14 protein-coding genes are annotated in these 17,044 nt (G+C 53.7%); 10 read left to right on the forward strand and 4 right to left on the reverse strand.

Annotation, left to right across the window (positions count from 1 at the left end; genetic code table 11):
* Positions 1–235: 235 nt before the first annotated feature.
* Genes AC5FX6_RS15145 through AC5FX6_RS15155 form a run of 3 tightly spaced genes read left to right on the forward strand, consistent with a single transcriptional unit; the run spans position 236 to position 6,141 of the window.
* The gene (locus tag AC5FX6_RS15145; RefSeq protein WP_196114298.1) at positions 236–1,546 is read left to right on the forward strand and encodes a redoxin domain-containing protein; all 1,311 of its coding nucleotides are present in this window, start codon (positions 236–238) and stop codon (positions 1,544–1,546) included.
* Between the two features lie 29 nt (positions 1,547–1,575).
* The gene (locus AC5FX6_RS15150; RefSeq protein WP_196114297.1) at positions 1,576–4,767 is read left to right on the forward strand and encodes a SusC/RagA family TonB-linked outer membrane protein; all 3,192 of its coding nucleotides are present in this window, start codon (positions 1,576–1,578) and stop codon (positions 4,765–4,767) included.
* Positions 4,768–4,785: 18 nt separating this feature from the next.
* Positions 4,786–6,141, forward strand: a complete 1,356-nt coding sequence (locus AC5FX6_RS15155) for a RagB/SusD family nutrient uptake outer membrane protein (RefSeq protein ID WP_196114296.1) — start codon at positions 4,786–4,788, stop codon at positions 6,139–6,141.
* A 68-nt stretch (positions 6,142–6,209) separates the two neighbouring features.
* Here AC5FX6_RS15155 and AC5FX6_RS15160 read toward each other — a convergent pair whose 3' ends face one another.
* Both AC5FX6_RS15160 and AC5FX6_RS15165 read right to left on the reverse strand, forming a co-directional pair.
* Positions 6,210–6,506, reverse strand: a complete 297-nt coding sequence (locus AC5FX6_RS15160; RefSeq protein ID WP_493597887.1) for a hypothetical protein — start codon at positions 6,504–6,506, stop codon at positions 6,210–6,212.
* A gap of 143 nt (positions 6,507–6,649) precedes the next feature.
* Positions 6,650–7,129: a MauE/DoxX family redox-associated membrane protein gene (locus AC5FX6_RS15165; RefSeq protein WP_196114294.1), complete on the reverse strand. Its 480-nt coding sequence runs from the start codon at positions 7,127–7,129 to the stop codon at positions 6,650–6,652.
* 641 nt (positions 7,130–7,770) lie between these two features.
* Between AC5FX6_RS15165 and AC5FX6_RS15170 the strand changes: the two genes are divergently transcribed.
* A complete protein-coding gene (locus AC5FX6_RS15170; RefSeq protein WP_116541344.1) occupies positions 7,771–8,241 on the forward strand; it encodes a JAB domain-containing protein in 471 nt (156 codons plus the stop codon).
* Positions 8,242–8,357: 116 nt separating this feature from the next.
* Here the strand turns inward: AC5FX6_RS15170 and AC5FX6_RS15175 are convergent, their stop codons facing one another.
* On the reverse strand, positions 8,358–9,365 hold the full coding sequence (locus tag AC5FX6_RS15175) for a helix-turn-helix transcriptional regulator (protein ID WP_116541345.1): 1,008 nt from the start codon (positions 9,363–9,365) through the stop codon (positions 8,358–8,360).
* A 185-nt stretch (positions 9,366–9,550) separates the two neighbouring features.
* On the opposite strand from AC5FX6_RS15175, the gene AC5FX6_RS15180 reads away from it, so the two are divergent.
* Genes AC5FX6_RS15180 through AC5FX6_RS15190 form a run of 3 tightly spaced genes read left to right on the forward strand, consistent with a single transcriptional unit; the run spans position 9,551 to position 12,299 of the window.
* Positions 9,551–9,994, forward strand: coding sequence for a YegP family protein (locus tag AC5FX6_RS15180; RefSeq protein WP_116541346.1), 444 nt, complete (start codon positions 9,551–9,553; stop codon positions 9,992–9,994).
* An 11-nt stretch (positions 9,995–10,005) separates the two neighbouring features.
* On the forward strand, positions 10,006–11,817 hold the full coding sequence (locus AC5FX6_RS15185; protein WP_116541347.1) for a ThiF family adenylyltransferase: 1,812 nt from the start codon (positions 10,006–10,008) through the stop codon (positions 11,815–11,817).
* Entirely contained in the window at positions 11,814–12,299 is a 486-nt protein-coding gene (locus AC5FX6_RS15190) for a Mov34/MPN/PAD-1 family protein (protein WP_116541348.1), read from the forward strand. Before AC5FX6_RS15185 ends, AC5FX6_RS15190 begins: the two co-directional genes overlap by 4 nt.
* A 22-nt stretch (positions 12,300–12,321) precedes the next feature.
* Here the strand turns inward: AC5FX6_RS15190 and AC5FX6_RS15195 are convergent, their stop codons facing one another.
* Positions 12,322–13,929, reverse strand: a complete 1,608-nt coding sequence (locus AC5FX6_RS15195) for a PDDEXK nuclease domain-containing protein (RefSeq protein WP_116541349.1) — start codon at positions 13,927–13,929, stop codon at positions 12,322–12,324.
* A gap of 633 nt (positions 13,930–14,562) precedes the next feature.
* Between AC5FX6_RS15195 and AC5FX6_RS15200 the strand changes: the two genes are divergently transcribed.
* The 3 genes from AC5FX6_RS15200 to AC5FX6_RS15210 all read left to right on the forward strand — a co-directional run bounded on the left by AC5FX6_RS15200 (position 14,563) and on the right by AC5FX6_RS15210 (position 16,984).
* Positions 14,563–15,516, forward strand: coding sequence for a hypothetical protein (locus AC5FX6_RS15200; RefSeq protein ID WP_116541350.1), 954 nt, complete (start codon positions 14,563–14,565; stop codon positions 15,514–15,516).
* Positions 15,517–15,608: 92 nt separating this feature from the next.
* Positions 15,609–15,941 carry a helix-turn-helix domain-containing protein gene (locus AC5FX6_RS15205; RefSeq protein ID WP_116541351.1) on the forward strand — a complete coding sequence of 111 codons (333 nt, stop codon included), beginning with the start codon at positions 15,609–15,611 and terminating at the stop codon, positions 15,939–15,941.
* Positions 15,942–16,027: 86 nt separating this feature from the next.
* Positions 16,028–16,984, forward strand: a complete 957-nt coding sequence (locus AC5FX6_RS15210; RefSeq protein ID WP_196114293.1) for a DUF8464 domain-containing protein — start codon at positions 16,028–16,030, stop codon at positions 16,982–16,984.
* The last annotated feature ends 60 nt before the right edge of the window (positions 16,985–17,044 follow it).

Raw genomic sequence — 17,044 nt, forward strand, 5'->3', positions numbered from 1 at the left:
CCCGGCACTGTCCGGCTGTGCAGGGGGCGGCTGCTCTATAGGTTATAGAATAGTTTTAAGGTGAGTAACCGCAGTCGCCCGTGAGCGAAGTCTACCGTCCCTCGCTCGCGCCGGTCGCCCCCGCCTCTCCTCTTCCTGCTCCCTGTCAGCTACCTTCTCTCAGGCCACTAGGCGGAGAAAAGCCCAGTGGCCACCTGTGGCCTTACACATCAATTAAACCTTTAAACACTAATACATGCCGTTAATAAAACAGTTTTTAAATAGAATAACTATCCATCATGCGTGTTGCCTGGCTTTCGCCCTGATGGCGCTGCTGCTTTCCCAAACCGTTCGGGGACAGGCACAGGAGCACGCTGCCGCCGAACTGGAGACAGGGGAGCAGGTACCCGACGTGACCCTCAGCACCCTGCTTCACAACCCATCCGGCACAGCCAGCCTTTCCGACTTCCGCGGCAGGGTCGTGCTGCTGCAGTTCTGGGCCACCACATGCGGTTCCAGCCTGCTGGCGCTCCCCAGGCTGGAGGCTCTGCAACAGACCTTTGGCGATAGCCTGCAGGTGATCACCGTCACCTCCCAGAAACGGGAAGAGGTGGAGGCCTTCCTCGCCAACAACCCTATCGGGCGGCGCATGAAGCTGCCGATCGTGCTAAACAACCAGCAACTGGAGGAGCTCTTCCCTTACAATGCTGTGCCCCATCTCGTGTGGATCAGCCCGGAGGGCAGGCTGCTTGCCCAGACCGGTCCGTACGACGCAACACCCGCAACGGTACGCCGCCTCCTGCGCGGGCAGGAAGGCCACTTCAAGGACCATAAGAAAGATGTCATGGATCATGACCACAGCAAACCGCTCTTCCACGAGGGAAATGGTGGCTCCCCTTTCCCCCGCTACCGCTCCATTCTCACTCCATATGTGCCCGGGCTAGGCGGCGGCTCCGGCAAGGTGAAGACAGACTCCACCCTACGCCTGCAGATCGTGAATGCCTCCGTAGCGCAACTCCTCCGGGCTTCCTGTGGCCTGCCCTCCTACTTCTCGGAGAAGCAGATTTTCCTGGCCAGCGACAAGGCCCGCGCCCACCAGGTGCACAATCTGGTGGAAGAGCGCCAGCACAAGAACTACTGCTACGAAATGTTGCTGCCCGCCGCCCTCTCCGACAAGCTCTACACCTTTATGCAGCAGGACCTGGAGCGGCTCTTCGGCCTACAGGCCAGCGTCCGCAAAAAGCGCATCGACTGCTGGGAGCTGACCCTACTGGGCCGAGCGGCAGTGCCGCGGTCTTCGGGGGGTGAGTCCGGCCACAACTTCACCGACGTCAGCGACCCGGACAAGTACATGCGCAACGAGTCGGTCAACAGGCTGGTGGTTTTTCTCAACAAGCATATTCCGGACCTTCCGGTGCTCGACAGAACAGGCATCACCTACCCTATCGATCTCCAGCTGTCGGAAGGGGACCTGCAGGACATCAGCCGGCTGAACACCCGGCTGGCGGCTTATGGCCTCCAGCTGCAGAAGAAAAAGCGTCCGTTCCAGGTGCTCATCATCCAATAAGTATTTCCAAACCTAAAAATCAATCCTGTATGCAACCAAAACTACTAATCGCTTTCCTGCTGTTTTGCATTACGCTCCCCGCTCTGGGGCAGGAGCGGCTGCAGGGGCGTGTGGTCGCCTCTCCCGGCAACCACCCGCTCCCCGGTGCCACGGTGCGCCTGCTGGGCACTAACACCGCCACCGCCACTGACCCCGAGGGGCACTTTACACTAGCCCCTCCCCCGGCTGCCGACACCCTGGAGATTTCGTTTCTGGGTTATATCACACAGCAGGTGCCGCTAAAACCGCCTATACATGGGGAAATGACCATTGCCCTGCGTGAAAACTCCCAGTCCCTCGGGGAAGTGCTCGTCTCCACGGGCTATGAGCGCCTGGCTCCCGAGCGGGTGACGGGCTCCTTTACGCAGGTGGAGCGGGAGCTGCTCGACCGCTCCGTCAGCCCAGGCATCCTGGACCGGCTCAAGGGCGTCACCTCCGGGCTTAACTTCGACGAGCGCGTTCGCAACAACCCCAAAGTCAACATCCGGGGCATTAGCACAATCTACGGCAATGCCGAACCGCTCATTATCCTGGACAACTTCCCCTACGAAGGCAGCCTGATCGCCATCAATCCCAACGACGTGGAGAGTATTACGGTGCTCAAGGACGCGGCAGCTGCTTCCATCTGGGGCGCCCGCGCCGGCAACGGCGTGATCGTAATCACCACCAAAAAAGGACGGCTCCAGCAGCCCATGCGTGTGAACGTCAATGCTAACGTCAGCGTATTGCAGAAGCCGGACTTCAGCCAGGTGCCCATGATGGCCCCGGCTGACTTCATCGGGGTGGAACGCTTTCTTTTCGGCAGAGGCTTCTACAACAGCCAGGAGAACAGTCCCGCCCGCACTTTGCTCTCGCCTGCCGTAGAGCTGATGATCCTGCACCGAAAGGGCCAGCTCACAGACGCTCAGTTGGAGGAAGCCCTGCAGGGCCTGGCCACCCACGACGTACGGGACGATTTCCAGCGCCATCTCTACGATACCGGGGTAAACCAGCAGTACGCCCTTAACCTGAGCGGCGGCGGTGAGCGCATGTCCTATTACCTGGCAGGCGGTTACGATGCCGCCACCGGCCAACTGGGTGATCCCAACCACCGCATCAGCCTGCGCGCCGACAACAGCTACACCCCCACCAAACGACTGACGCTGCACACAGGCATCAACCTGGCGCAGGGGACCAGGCGCTTCGGGCGTCCCGCCTTCAGTGACATCAGCCTGGACCAGTCCAAAAGGCTCTACCCCTATGCCCGCCTGGCGGACGAACAGGGCAACCCGGTGGTCCTGCCCAGGGACTACCGGCAGGACTATGCCGCCTCTGCCGCATCCAGCGGTCTGCTCAATTGGGAATATGTGCCGCTGCGGGATGCTGACGGAATTGACCACACGATCGAGCAGCAGCAGGCCATCGTGACGGTTGGGGTGGACGTGGATCTGTTCAAAGGCCTGACTTTTATCGGGAAGTACCAGTATGCCCATAACCAGGACCTGAACACCAACCTGCAGACATCCGAGGCATACGGGACGCGCAACCTGATCAACCGCTTCACCCAGGTGAACCCGGACGGAACGCTGAGCTTCCCTGTTCCCCGGGGCAGCATTATTGACACCTGGCACGGCCAGTTCCGGTCCCACAACGGCCGGGGACAGCTCCGGTACGACCTATCAGCCGGCAAGCATGAATTGTCGGCAATGGCCGGTGCCGAAGGGCAGACACAGCGCAGCACCGGTCAGCAGTTCCGGGCCTATGGCTATGATGAGCGCGTGGGCACCTCCGTGCCTGTTGACAATATGACACAGTTTCCCCTCTCTTTCAACCCGGCCGCCAGGGGCCGCATTCAAAACAACACCGGTTTTTCAGAGCGAAACCAGCGGTTTACCTCCTACTACGCCAATGCCACGTACACCTATGACAGCCGCTATGTCGCAACCGCGAGTGCCCGCAAGGACGCCTCTAACCTCTTTGGGGTGAACAGCAACCAACGCGGCGTTCCCCTCTGGTCAGCCGGACTGGCCTGGAACGCACACCGGGAGGACTTCTTTTCCCTTCCCTGGCTAGAATACCTAAAGGCCAGAACTTCCTTTGGCTACAACGGCAACCTGGACAACAACCTGACCGCCCTGGCCACCATCAGCTCCGTTTCGGGCAACCTGAACGGCGGCCCTTACGCGGTTGTGCGCACCTACCCGAACCCGGACCTGCGTTGGGAGAAAGCAGCCACCTGGAACATGGGCCTGGATTTCCGCCTGAAAAACGAGCGCCTGCACGGCACGCTTGACTATTACATCAAGAAGGGTACGGACCTGATCGGTGATGCTCTCGTGGACCCGACGGCCGGTGTGATAAGCAGCAGGATCCGCCGCAACGTCGCCTCCATGAAAGGCAACGGCGTGGACCTCTCACTGACCGGAAAAGTGCTGGATAGGGGCCTGAATTGGAGCAGTACCCTGCTCTTCAACTACAACAGAAGCGAGGTCACCCGCTATGAGCACACCACGGCTAGCGGCAGCACTTTCATCAATTCCGGCCTCTCCGTCACGCCGGTTGAGGGGCGCCCCCCGCACAGCATCTACAGCTACGCCTGGCAGGGGCTGGACCCGCAGACAGGAGATCCGCAGGGCCTCGTTGAGGGGGAACTAAGCAAAGACTACACGGCCATCACCCGGCATACGCAGCTGGAGGAACTGGTCTACCATGGCCCAGCCCTGCCTCCTGTTTTCGGCTCCTTCCTGAACACCTTCCGCTACAAGGGCGTCACGCTGTCCGGAAATATCAGCTACCGCTTCGGGTATTACTTCAGGCGCCCCTCCATCCACTACAACAACCTATTCCAGGGCTGGGTAAGCCACCCGGACTTTGCCCACCGCTGGCAGCAGCCGGGAGACGAGCAGCGCACTTCGGTTCCATCCATGGTCTACCCTAATAATGTGAACCGCGACACCTTTTACGCCAACTCCGCCGCCCTGGTGGAGAAAGGGGACCATATACGGCTGCAGGACATCAACCTCACGGTAGACGTGCTGCAGCCGTCTGATTCTTGGCGCATGGTGCAGCACGTCCAGCTCTACGCCGTAGCGCGGGACCTGGGAATCCTGTGGCGCGCCAACAAGCACGGCCTTGACCCAGACCATGCCCACTACATGACACCGCCACCGACCCTATCCATGGGCTTCCGGGTTGGCTTCTAATCCTAAAAGATCGATACCATGAAAAAGATAAAATGCATTTTCACCCTACTCTTGGCGATTTCGCTTTCGTCCTGCGAGCATTTCCTGGACGTAAAGCCTGACAAGTCGCTGGCGATCCCGACTGATAGGCTTGAGAACCTCCTGCGCCTGCTCGACAACAACTACGTACTGAACCAGGAGACTCCTTTTACAGGCGAAGTCGCCGCCGACAACTTATATATCAGGCCTGCGGACTGGAACGCCCTCTCCAGTCTGACGGTCAAGAACGTCTACGCCTGGGAGCGGGATGTCTACAATGACAGTGACCGCAATGACTGGTCTCTGTCTTACAACGCGGTACTGTACGCCAACCTGGTGCTGGAGGGCACGGAAAAACTGGAGCCCGCCCCTCACCAAAAAAGCGAGTGGAACATGATCAGGGGGAGCGCGCTTTTCTACCGGGCAAATGCCTTCTACAACCTGCTGCAGGTCTATGCGAAGCCCTACAATGAGGCTACGGCAGCTCAAGACCCGGGCATTGTGCTCAAACTGACCCCTGACATCAACGAGCGTGCTGGTAGGGCATCCGTGCAGGAAAGTTACGACCAGGTGCTGGCAGACCTGCAAACAGCCGCAGAACTGCTGCCGAAAGTGCCAGCTTACAAGACACGGCCCTCCAAGCCGTCCGCCTTCGCGCTGCTCGCCCGCACCCTTTTGCAGATGGAGCGTTACCCCGAGGCCCTCTCCTATGCGGACAGAGCCCTCAGTTTGCATGACAAACTGCTGGACTACAACCTGCTGGACCTGAACGCAGCGAACCCGATCCCAGGTATGAACGAGGAGGTGATTTTCCACAGCACCATGTTTATGCTCTCCGGCACTTACTACCCGGCGGGGAAAGTGAACCCGGACCTGTACGCGCTCTATGGGGAGAATGACCTGCGCCGGGAAGTCTTCTACCACGAGTATGAACCCGGCAACATCGGTTTCCGGGGAAGTTACGCCGGGTCCATTCTCCTCTTCACCGGGCTCGCCACCGACGAGCTGTACCTGATCCGCGCCGAGTGCCATGCCCGGCTGGGTCAGGCGGGGCCAGCCATGGCCACGCTTAATGTCCTGCTGGAAAAACGCTGGAAGGCCGGTACCTTCACGCCCCTGGAAGCTACTGACGGCACCCAGGCATTGGACATCATCTTGGAGGAACGCAGAAAAGAGCTGGCCTTCCGAAGCATGCGCTGGGCTGACCTGCGCCGCCTCAACAAGGATAGCCGCTACGCCGTTTCGCTGACCCGAGAACTGCCAGAAGGCACACACACGCTCCCCCCGGGGGATACTCGCTACGTTTTTCCGCTTCCCCAGAGGGTAATCGAAATAAGCGGCATTCAGCAGAACTGAGCACACACCAAAAAGCCTGGTGCGTATTCGCATCAGGCTTTTTTTAAATCAGAAAAGCGCTTCCTTGCCTACTGTTGGCTGCGGAACACTTCCCTTGCAGGGTCATCTACACCATCCTGCGTCGGCTTACCTGGATTGGTTGCATCCTCCTCCGCTAGAATAGCGCAGCGGTGGTCGCCCACCACGCAGTTGGACGGTGATCCACCTGTTATAGTGTAGTCATTCGGATCAGAGGGATCACCTCCCATCTGCAGCAGGAACCACTGCTCCTGTTGCGCTTCCGGCTGCGAGTTCCCCTCGACTCCCGCAACCGCCAACGCTGTCCCCAGCAAAATGGCGAGCATACTCAAATTCATCTTTTTCATGGTATTAAAAATTTAAAGTTGCCTGAGATTGGCAGGTTCAGGCGATCACCTGCTCCAACTGGCTCCCGAGCCCTTGCCCAGTCGGAAAATTTATACTGTCGTTTCCCATGCAGCGGGGCTCCCCTGCTGCGCTGTTTCCATGCTTACTCTTTACCGCTTCCCTCCTTTCCGTTAGATAGCCCAGCCGCAGCCCGCACAGCAGGCTCCTGCCGTTCTGATCGTTTATGAAGTATTGTCGCTGTGATCGCCAAAGCCAGAAAAACTATATTAAAGACCAGGTGTGTCTCCCAGTCCATCCGCTCCAGCACACCCCCGCAGCTGCAGGGAATGTAGCCGAAAGCGCGAGTAAGAACCAGGGCAACGTACAGAGTGAAAACCAACATCAGAAGCGTTGCCAGGTAGAGGCCCTGCAGTCGTGTCCGCTGAAAGAAAAGCAAAACACAAACCAGTAGCTCTGTCAAGGGCAGTGCCCACAGCAGCAAGGTGTCCCATCCTGCAGGGAAGGGCTGCAGCATCAGCTGCCCCCGGAAAGCATGCAGATTCAGCAGTTTGCTCAGCGCAGTATAAAGAAATAGCAGGATCAGCAGTGCTGTAATCCCCTCTATGGCCAGCTTTTTATTCATGTCCCTTTCCCTTTTGGTGTAGTATAAAGGTAAAGGAAGACTTCTTGGAAAATTCTGTTCCAGAACAGAAGAATAGGCTATTTTCAGGAAACCAAATGCGCTTACATTCGTAACTGGGTGGCCTGAAAGGAGAAGGTAGAGTAGATAAGAGAGTTAATGATGACGGATTCGCATGGCGGCTCTTTCTTGGTGCCAGCACCCGCCCATAACTATCTGGATTGGAGTTAGAGGAGGGCTGATCAGTATTTACCTTGCTATGGAGGTCAAGGAGAAACTTGGCAAACTACAGTTAGGAGTTGTTGAGCGACTTAAACACTCAACAAGTTCACTAATTTGTTTTTAAAACAAGACATGAGTTTTCAGAACCTGCAAATAGAAGCAATTGCCTTAGTAGGAAGTCCAAATAAAAGACAATCCTGTAAGAACACTACTTAGGACACTTCAAAGCAAAAGTCCACTGTCATTCATTTCGGCGCAAAGGTAGCCTTGCGGCCCGGACACGGGACAAGGTAGTCCTGAAAAAATGGGTATCCCTGAAAGGAGCCCTCCGCATTTTTACAGGCTCCACCTATGCCCTCAGTCCGATCCCGGAGGCAGTGAGGGCACCATAATCAATTCCTCATACTTAAAAGAACAAGATTATGGAAAAGCTGACTAAAAAATCCGGATTAAACAGAGTAGCAGAAATCAAGCTGACTTACCGCTCCAAAGTAAAACCATCCGAGCGTCCACAGGTAACCAGTTCCACTGACAGCGCAGCGGTGCTCCGCCAAAGCTGGGATACAGGAAAGATAGAGTTTGTGGAGCAGTTCAAGGTAATGCTTCTCAACAGGGCCAACAGGGTGCTGGGCATTTACGAGCTTTCAACCGGAGGCGTGGCAGGCACGGTGGCTGACCCGAAGCTTATCTTCGCTGCAGCGCTTAAAGCTTGCGCCAGCTCCATCATCCTCTGCCACAACCACCCCTCCGGCAACACCAAGCCGAGTGCGGCAGACTTACAATTGACAAAGAAAATGAAGCAAGGCGGAGAACTGCTCGACATTGTTGTACTGGATCACATTATCCTCACCAGCGAGACCTATTATTCCATGGCAGATGAAGGGCTCTTGTAGGGTCCATTTATCACATTAAGAAAATTCATCACTTCAGACAAGCATTAGTTGATACCTAGATTATGTGATTAAGGGTGGTTATAATTAATACTACTAAATCCTAAAATGAGTAGTCTCTAATAAAGTTGAAGACAACTCTTTAAGTTATCGATTACTTTTTGCTTCAAAACTGCAGGTTCAATAACCTTAACAGCCATTCCAAAACTTAGAATAGTAGAAATAAGCTCATAGTTAATCACCACCTTTAGCCTTACTCTTAGCTCTGTTTTGTCATCAATTAGAATTTCCTGAGAGCTATGAAGATACTGTGTCTTTATGTAATTCCCGTCATGTGGAGTAAAAGATAGAGTTACGTCCTCTACTGTTTCTTCTTCCAAAGAAATACCAATGGCATTTTTAAAATGAAGTTGAGGGTTGAACCCATAGTTATCCATAAACACAGTATCCCGAGTAGGCTCAAGACTACAGATTCTGTCTAATGCAAATTTTCTCAGGCTGCCTGTCTCATGTTGTAATCCTACTAAATACCACCTGTTGCGGTACTCCTTGAGCAAATATGGACTAACTGTACGTGGTTTGGGTCTGGCAGCATCAAATTTCTTATATATCAGTCTAACTGGGTATTTATGCCTGGTTGCATCAATAAGTATGTCTAAATGCTCATTGCCTACAGAATACGGAGCTTCCTCAAAGTCCATGAACTTCAAACCGGTTTCCGACCTTTGATATTCTATGTGCTGTACAAGGTTGATTACCTTATCTACTGTTGAGGCAAATTCCCGAAAGACAGATATGTGCTTAAACTGGTTTAGTGTTGCAGCAGCCGTTGCAAGTGCGTTAAACTCAATTTCGTTTAAGGGCAGATTGGCTATGGAGAAGTTAGAATCTGAGTAAAAGTAGCCGTTTTCTTTCTTCGAGTACCCTATTGGAGCATTGTAGTTGAGCTGAGAACAGTTACGCATCAAGTAGATATCATAATCGAGGGTTCTTTCGCTTATCTTAATGTCTTTTGTGTTACTAATTTTTTCAATTAAGTCAGTCTTTGACCAATACTTCCTGATCTTGCTTCTCAAGCAATCATCAATTACCCTCATTCGCACATATGCTTGCTTATTCTGCGGCATACCAAATTATTTTTCAACAATTTACATTTTTTTACTTGAACGCAAATAGGTTGCGTTCAAGAGCTATAGCTTTGTATAGAACAAAAGAGAATAAAGTAAATTAAATAGGCGTCTGAAAATTAATGATAAAAAGAGTCTATCATCAGCTTTTAACATTCCATATTTTATAACATTTAACTCAACACATGAAAGGATTCAATTTTTATCAAGACAAAAGTCTTGAATGGCGCTGGCGCCTAAAGGATGACAACGGCGCAATTGTGGCTGACTCAGGAGAAGGTTACAACGACCGTAAGGACTGCGAGAAAGGAGCGGCCCTGTTCACAACATTGGGGCCAAATGCCCCAGAGCGAAAAGTGTCCCGAGATGAAGAGTCCGGTCACGGGCCGGAATGGGAGTATTTCGAAGACAAAGCAGGTGAGTGGCGCTGGCGCTTCCAGGCTAAGAACAACAAAGTTCTGGCCGACGGCTCGGAAGGCTATGCCAGTGAGTACAATGTAACGCGGGCTATTCAAAACGTTAAGGCCTTGCTTCGCGAGATCGGTAAACAGAACAGCAGCGGCAACAGTGGAGGCGGTTATATTCCTCCAAGCCAAGGCGGGTCTACCGGTGGAGGGCGATTCGCATAATCTTCTGCCTTATGAATGAGCTTGACCAATTGGCTTTGGGCCAAAGCAGTGTCTTGATGTCAGGAATGAGAGGTATTGAGCTCCTGGGAGACTGGGAGCCAATCCCCTCAAGCAATGCTTGGATACTGCGTATCCGCTTAGAGATGCTCGGTACAAAGCCGACGAAGGACGTTTACCGTTTCACAGAGTGGGGAATCATCGTTGACTTCAGCGTTGACCCCTGGGGAAAAGTACAAGTGCATCCTTCCAACGGGCAGGAAGGAGTAACCGCGACTTTTGAGCATCAGCAGTACAATGGAGGAGTACACCCTCTGTGGCCGGTACGCAACGGACATATCTGTAGCCTAAGCGAAACCCATGGGTTTGCCGCTTCACGTAATGCGATGGAGACTGAGCCCACCTCAACCGTGCACCGTGTGGTTTGGCATGCGGCGAGGGCGCTGGAATGGCTGCAATGCGCTGCTACAGACACCTTAGCAGTCGCGGGGGATCACTTTGAGCTACCTGACTTTGACACAGGCTTTAGGTATACAGCAACTGAGTCTAAGAACAAGGTATTTACATTGGCTTATTATGAAGATGAGGTTTCTTTTTCTCACTGGAAGCAGAGTCCTTTTTACGCTGGCACTGCGGCTGTATCCTATTTGAACCATGTTGCCATAGTGCAGGAGTTCAAGGACCATAGAGGTGACAAAACAGTATATGAACCTTCTTGGGGAACAGCTATTGATCAATTGCCTAGCCATCAAGATGCTTTGTGGGTTCGCCTGGATGAGGTCCCAGTAATTAACCGCTGGCAAGTGCCTGCGACCATGAAGGAACTTACTGACGCTGTGGCCAGTCAAGGAAAATCGCTTATCGATTTACTTAGACCTTCCTTGGCTAAGCTCAGGACCCACAACGAGCTTCTTCTTTTTGTAGGCATGCCGATTCCAAGCAAAGTAAAAGAAGAACCCTACAGGTATCACTGGCAAGCCCTTGTTTTGTCGCCAAAAACCAATGCTTCTGCCAAGGCTCGCATTTCTTTGGTAGAAAATACGCTTCGAAGCTCCTCGCCTGTCCGATGGGTGAGCAGAGCAGAAAACTGGCATCCAAATGATTTGCAAAGCAGAGGTAGGATTTCACTCCCTTTACGTAAGGCGAATGTGCTTTTGATAGGGGCAGGGGCTCTGGGCGCTCATTTGGCTGAGCAGTTGGTCCGTATGGGGGTTACTGACATGACCATAGTGGATCCAGACTTACTGGAGGCTGGCAATCTGGTCCGGCACCCGTTGAACCTGCCACAGCTAAACAGGAACAAGGCTATTTCCGTCGCCTACGGTTTGAACCATGCTAACCCCTCGGCCAGCGTGGTGGGGCTTGCGGTTTCAGCTACTTCAAAAGATAAGGCCTTGGAAGAAGCAGTGAATGCTGCCACACTTGTCATTGATGCTACAGCCTCAGACACGGTGTTGCGGGAGCTGCCGTTTCTTGGCATTGCGGGCCAGGTGCCGATTATCAGCCTCTCGCTGGGTCTTCATGCGCAGCGCTTGTTTTTCTATTCGGATTCTGCTTCCAGTTTCGACGCCGATGCTTTTCATGAGTGGTTTGAACCTTTCAGGGTTGAAGAGCACTTGGCTGCTTTAAAAGAAGATATGCCCCGTGGTGTAGGGTGCTGGCATCCATTGACTCCTGCCCGCCTTAATAGAATTACTGGACTTGCTGGTATAGCTGTGGAACTTATCGAGCAGGTGTATGAAAGACAAGTCTCATTGCCTGTCGGACATTGTCACTCATGGCAAGTTCCAAAGCTTGAAAGAGTGATCAGGGGATCTTTGGCATGAACCCTTTATTCTGCTCCTCCGACGGGAAATACTGTGCCCACTTCCTAGATGAGGCACTCGCTGTTATCAAGGATGATATTTCCCGATATCATCCCTTAGAAACGGGTGGTATCCTGATAGGTCGTTACGATGGTAACCTTCGCATGGCAACAATTTCCATCGCGACCGCTGCTCCAGTCGACTCAAAGCACGGTCGCACCTCTTTTTTGAGAGGAACCGAGGGTATATTCAAAGCCTTGGCAGCCGCCAAAAAGAAAGACCCTCTATTGCACTATGTAGGCGAGTGGCACAGTCACCCTGCATCCTCTCCTCAGGCGAGTGCTGTCGATTTAAAGCAAATGCAGGATTTTGCTTTAGGACGCCTACATGGTGCTTGTACGCCTTTGCTTCTGATTATTGGTGGTTCTCCTTTAGAAGGTTTACATGGAGAAGTATATCTTCATCGTGCAAAAAAAGCTCATACTGTTCTGTCGGCATTCTAGAATTTGCAGGGTAATGCTGTCGTTACTGTATGCTTTCAAGCCGCTGCGTAATGTGTTCTACCACTTCCTCGCACCATCTGTCTGACAGATTCTGAAGATCTTCGTCCGTCCAATCCTGATGATATAGCTTTTCCAGCCATGCATGATGCCTGTCGGCCCCTACCTCATACTTATAAGCCTCTAGTGTGAATACCAAGTCTTTTGATAATCCGAATACTTTTGTACCAGCCTTTTTGAAGCCCTCTAGGCGTATTGCTAACCCGATTTGATGAACGTTTTCACGCTGTAGGATCTCTTCCAGCTCCTCTTTGGTATAGTTGACTTTGGAGGTATGATTTATAGACTTCATCAACCAAAAGTCACTGAACAGAGGCGTTACTTCTTTCAGTCCTTTAGTTATTCTGGTAGCTAATTCCGGCAGCACCTTTTCAAACAGCGAAACGACAGACTCCCTGTCCTTGCCTTTCTTTACCTCCTCTCTATCTACTGATTTGAGCAAATCCTTTAGCTTCTTGAGCTTTTGATCCAATGGCCTTTCAGGAGTTTGTATCTCCTTCTCCAGCTCCTGCTCTAGGGCCTCTATGGTTGGCAGCTCTCCCTTCAGGCCCTCCGGAACTGCTTGCAGCACCTGGTATTCGGCCACTCCTAGGGGGGCAGACATATTCTTAAGAGAGTATTCTACCACCACCTTGTTGGGGGTTTTGCAAAGCAAGATGCCGATGCTTGGGTTGTCGGCCGGCTGCCGCAGTTGCGCATCTACCGCATTGAGGTAGAAGTTCAGCTTTCCTGCAAACTCCGGCTGGAACTCCGTCACCTTCAGTTCCACTACAACGTGGCAGCGCAGCTTAGTGTGGTAGAGCAGTATGTCCAGATAGAAATCATCTCCATCGATGTTTAAGCGGTATTGCCTGCCCATGTAGGCAAACCCTTGCCCTAGCTCCAGCAGAAACTTGGTTATCTGGTTGGCCAGCGCATTCTCCAAATCCCTTTCACGTGCTTCCGGCCCCAGGGTTAGGAAATCGAAGTTATAGGGGTTCTTGAGCGTTTCGATGGCTAAATCGGCTTGTGGCTTGGGAAGCGTTAATGCGAAATTGTTCAGGGTCTGGCCCTGCCTCTGATACAGCCTGCTCGCCAACTGGTGCAGCAACATCGCGCGTGACCAGCCATGGCGGATTGTCTCGCTGACGTAAAAGAGCGCTTCCTTGACGCTAGAGCACTTAGTGACGATTTCACGATTATGCCCCCAAGGAATTAGTCCCACAAGTTGTGGGACTAATTCCTGTGTAGCGTCTAGATGAGGAATGTCGCGAAATTGGCCGACAAGTTGGGACACTAAGCCTCGCTCACGGCTGTAGAACAGGTACCACTTCTTGATGTAGAAGAGATTGGTTCGGGAAAATCCTTTCATCTCTGGAAACGCACTGCTAAGATCGCTGGATAGCTGCTCAATCAGGGTGTCTCCCCAGCTGGCCTCCTGCTGCTTCTGCACAATAGCCTCTCCAAGCTGCCAGTATACTAGAATAAGCTCCGTGTTAACTCTTACCGCCGCCTTAAGCTGCGCAGTCTGTATCTTACTCTTCAGCTCAGCAAACCAGGATCGGTAAGTACCGCTAAGTTCAATGTCCTTCATGCTTAATATTACACCGATGCATAGATAGCTGCAAGAAATATTATCAAAATTTCTTGCAGCTACAGAGGGCCCGGCTCCAGTTTCTTTAGGAGTAGAAGGAATCTACTGCCTTTGTTGATGCTTCAGCATCTTTCACCTCTCTGTTATAATATATTGCTGTAAAGGACCGCTGGGTCGATTCTTAATAGTTCGTTCCAACAAACCCTCGGCTATCAAAGGGTCGATATAGCGCCGTACGTTGTCCGTATGAGTTGCCAAGCCTAATACGTCCTCTCTAAAATGTCTTTCCGTTTAGCTGGTTTCAAAGCATACTGTAGGAACTTTATATGCTCTGGTGCCAGTCCCTTCGCAAGTTCTTCTTCAGCTTGGTCGTTAGCCTGGTCGCTGTCGACTAAGCTAGCCTCCAGAAAGGGAGGGAGCCAGAGGCGGCAATACCTTGTGTATATATTTCTAAATGCTTATATTAAATTTCAAAATTCGTGGTGCCCATTTCTTATTATTCGATACTTGCAGGGAGAGCCTTTACTTGTAAGAATGAGGTTAAGCTGAGTCTCCCATAAGTTAATTGTTGAAACAGCAGTCCTCTTAGGAGGCTGAATAATGCCGTACCAAATTACCTAAAAAACTCACGTCATGAAGCACCTGAAGCAATTCCTGACCCGCCTGCAGACCTTTGAGCTTAGGCTTATCCATAGGAAAGAGGCTGTAGGCCCTCTGGGCCTCCGAGAGGTGAGCACCTACGACATCAGGCACGAGACGCCCTACGACGAGGCGGCCGTTTTCGAGAGCGAGCTCAGGCTCCTTGCCCAGATGGCGGCATTGGATCTGCTCCCCCTTCGCCACCCGCAGCTGCAGCTCGTCCTGGAGCAGATCACCGGGATAGAAGACCGCTTCAGGGCCTTCTGGGTCAGCTTCCACAACCATGCCCCGGACTACGGGCGAGCCTACCCGGCCGGCCACCTCCACCAGCTCAGCCTGCCGGAGCTGTTTGTCCTGCGCAACCTGCAGCCCATCGAGGCCGGCATCGCGGTCCGGGAGGAGCTGGTGGATGACCTGGGCGAGTCGGTCAAGCTGCGGGAATCTTTGCTGGCCCATCTCATCCGGCACGTGCAGGCGCTGCTTCCCACCCCGCAGGAGGCAGCCACGGAAAATACCGTTCCTGCCAGGCCTGTCACAGGCCATCCCCGGTTTGTGGACGGGGTGCGGGAGAGGCTCTTTGAAGTCCTAAAGGGCTACTTCACCCCGGGGGATCAGCAGCAGCTGCTGGCCCTCCTCGAGGGAAACCATTCCCCGGCCTCTCCCCTGCTCTTCCACGGGAATGGCAACCAGCTGGCCGACGCCTTCAAGCAGCTCTATGAGGCCAACCTGATCGTGGGCTGCCTGAAAGGCGAACTGGAGTCGTGGATAGCGGCCCACTTTGCCTATGTCTACCGCAAACAGCAAAGAACCCTGCCGCCCAACTACCTAGCCGCCATCATCTCCTCCAACGCCAAGCCCTGCCAGTCCCCTATCCTAGACGTGCGGAAACAACCGGACGGAACTTATGCTGTTTACCCGGTGCTCCGCACACAGAAAAACTATAACTAACGGTAGGAAACAGGCAGGATGCAGGACTACCCACTTGCAGCCTTGCAAACATAGTCATTACCATTGTAGCACAAACCAAACAGAACGCTGCCATGGAAAACCTCACCTTCGACCAACTCCCCCGCGCCGTCAGCCTGCTGCACGAGAAGATGGGCCGCATCGAGCGGCTGCTACTCGAACAACGCCCCCACCAGGAGGCAGCGGCCATCCTCAACGTCCAGGAGGCCGCCACCCTCCTCCACCTCTCCGTGGCCACGCTCTACACTAAGGTCAGCTGCCGGGAGGTGCCCTTCAGCAAGCGGGGCAAGCGCCTGTATTTTCACCGAAGTGAGCTGGAGGAATGGGTCCGACAGGGCCGCAGGAAGACTGTCTCCGAGATCCGCGAGGAGGCGGTCCAGCTTGCAGCCGGCAGAAAAAGAAAATAGCGCCTTCCAGGAAAAAGAATGCCTGCCACGGGAAAAAGCGCTTCCCGCCCCGATCATTTCCACTCTCGCCTCTGAAGGGAAAACCGATGAACATCCAGCAGATCAACAGCGAAATCTCCATCACGGATTACCTGGCCAGCCAGGGCATCCAGCCTGCCTACAGGAGGGGCTGTGACTGGTGGTACATCTCCCCGGTGCGGATGGCCGAGCGCACGCCCTCCTTCAAGGTCAACACGCGCCTGAACCGCTGGTACGACCACGGCACAGGGGAGGGCGGCAAGGTCATCGACCTGGCGCTGCGCCTCCACCGCACCGCCTCGATCCGGGAGGTCATCCGGCTCCTCTCCGGGCAGACTATTGCTTCAGCAGCAACATCTAGCCACGGTATACAATCAACCGGGAAACAAGCAGAGGGAGAAGTTCCCCCTCTCTCGCCAGCGCCCTTCAATAGTATCAAAGTGCTGGCGGCAAAGCCGCTGGAGGAGAACAGTCCGCTGGCAAACTACCTGCTACAGCGGGGCATCAGCCTTCATACGGCAGGCCCCTTTTGCCAAGAGGTCAGCTTCTCTATCGGCTCCAGGCGCTATGAAGCCATCGGCTTTCAAAATCGCTCGGGCGGCTACGAGCTGCGCAACGCCTGGTTCAAGGGCTCCTCCTCCCCCAAGGACATCACATTCGTGGACAACGGCGCGGGCACCGTCTGCCTGGTGGAGGGCTTCATGGATTTCCTCTCCCTCCTCGAGCTTCGCCCCCGCCTCACAACCAGCTCCAGCTTTCTGGTCCTCAACTCCCTTGCACTGGTTAATAGAAGTCTGGACGTGCTTGGCCGGCACCGGCAAGTGCTGCTTTTCCTGGATCATGATCAGGCGGGCAGGAAGGTGACGGAGCGGCTCCTCAGGTCGGGGCTGAACTGCCGGGACCGCTCCTCCCTTTACCAGAACTACAAGGATGTGAACGAGCTGCTGGTGGCCAGGCGGGGGAAGCCCAAGAAGCTTCGGCCAGGCTTCGGACACCGGAAGGGGGCCAGGGGAAGGAGCCTCTGAAAGTGGGGAGCAAGTTTGTGTTTTTGTCATACAAAAACTCCTGCCGGCACCGCTGCTCCC

The organism is Pontibacter sp. LHS2 (genome assembly GCF_058932845.1).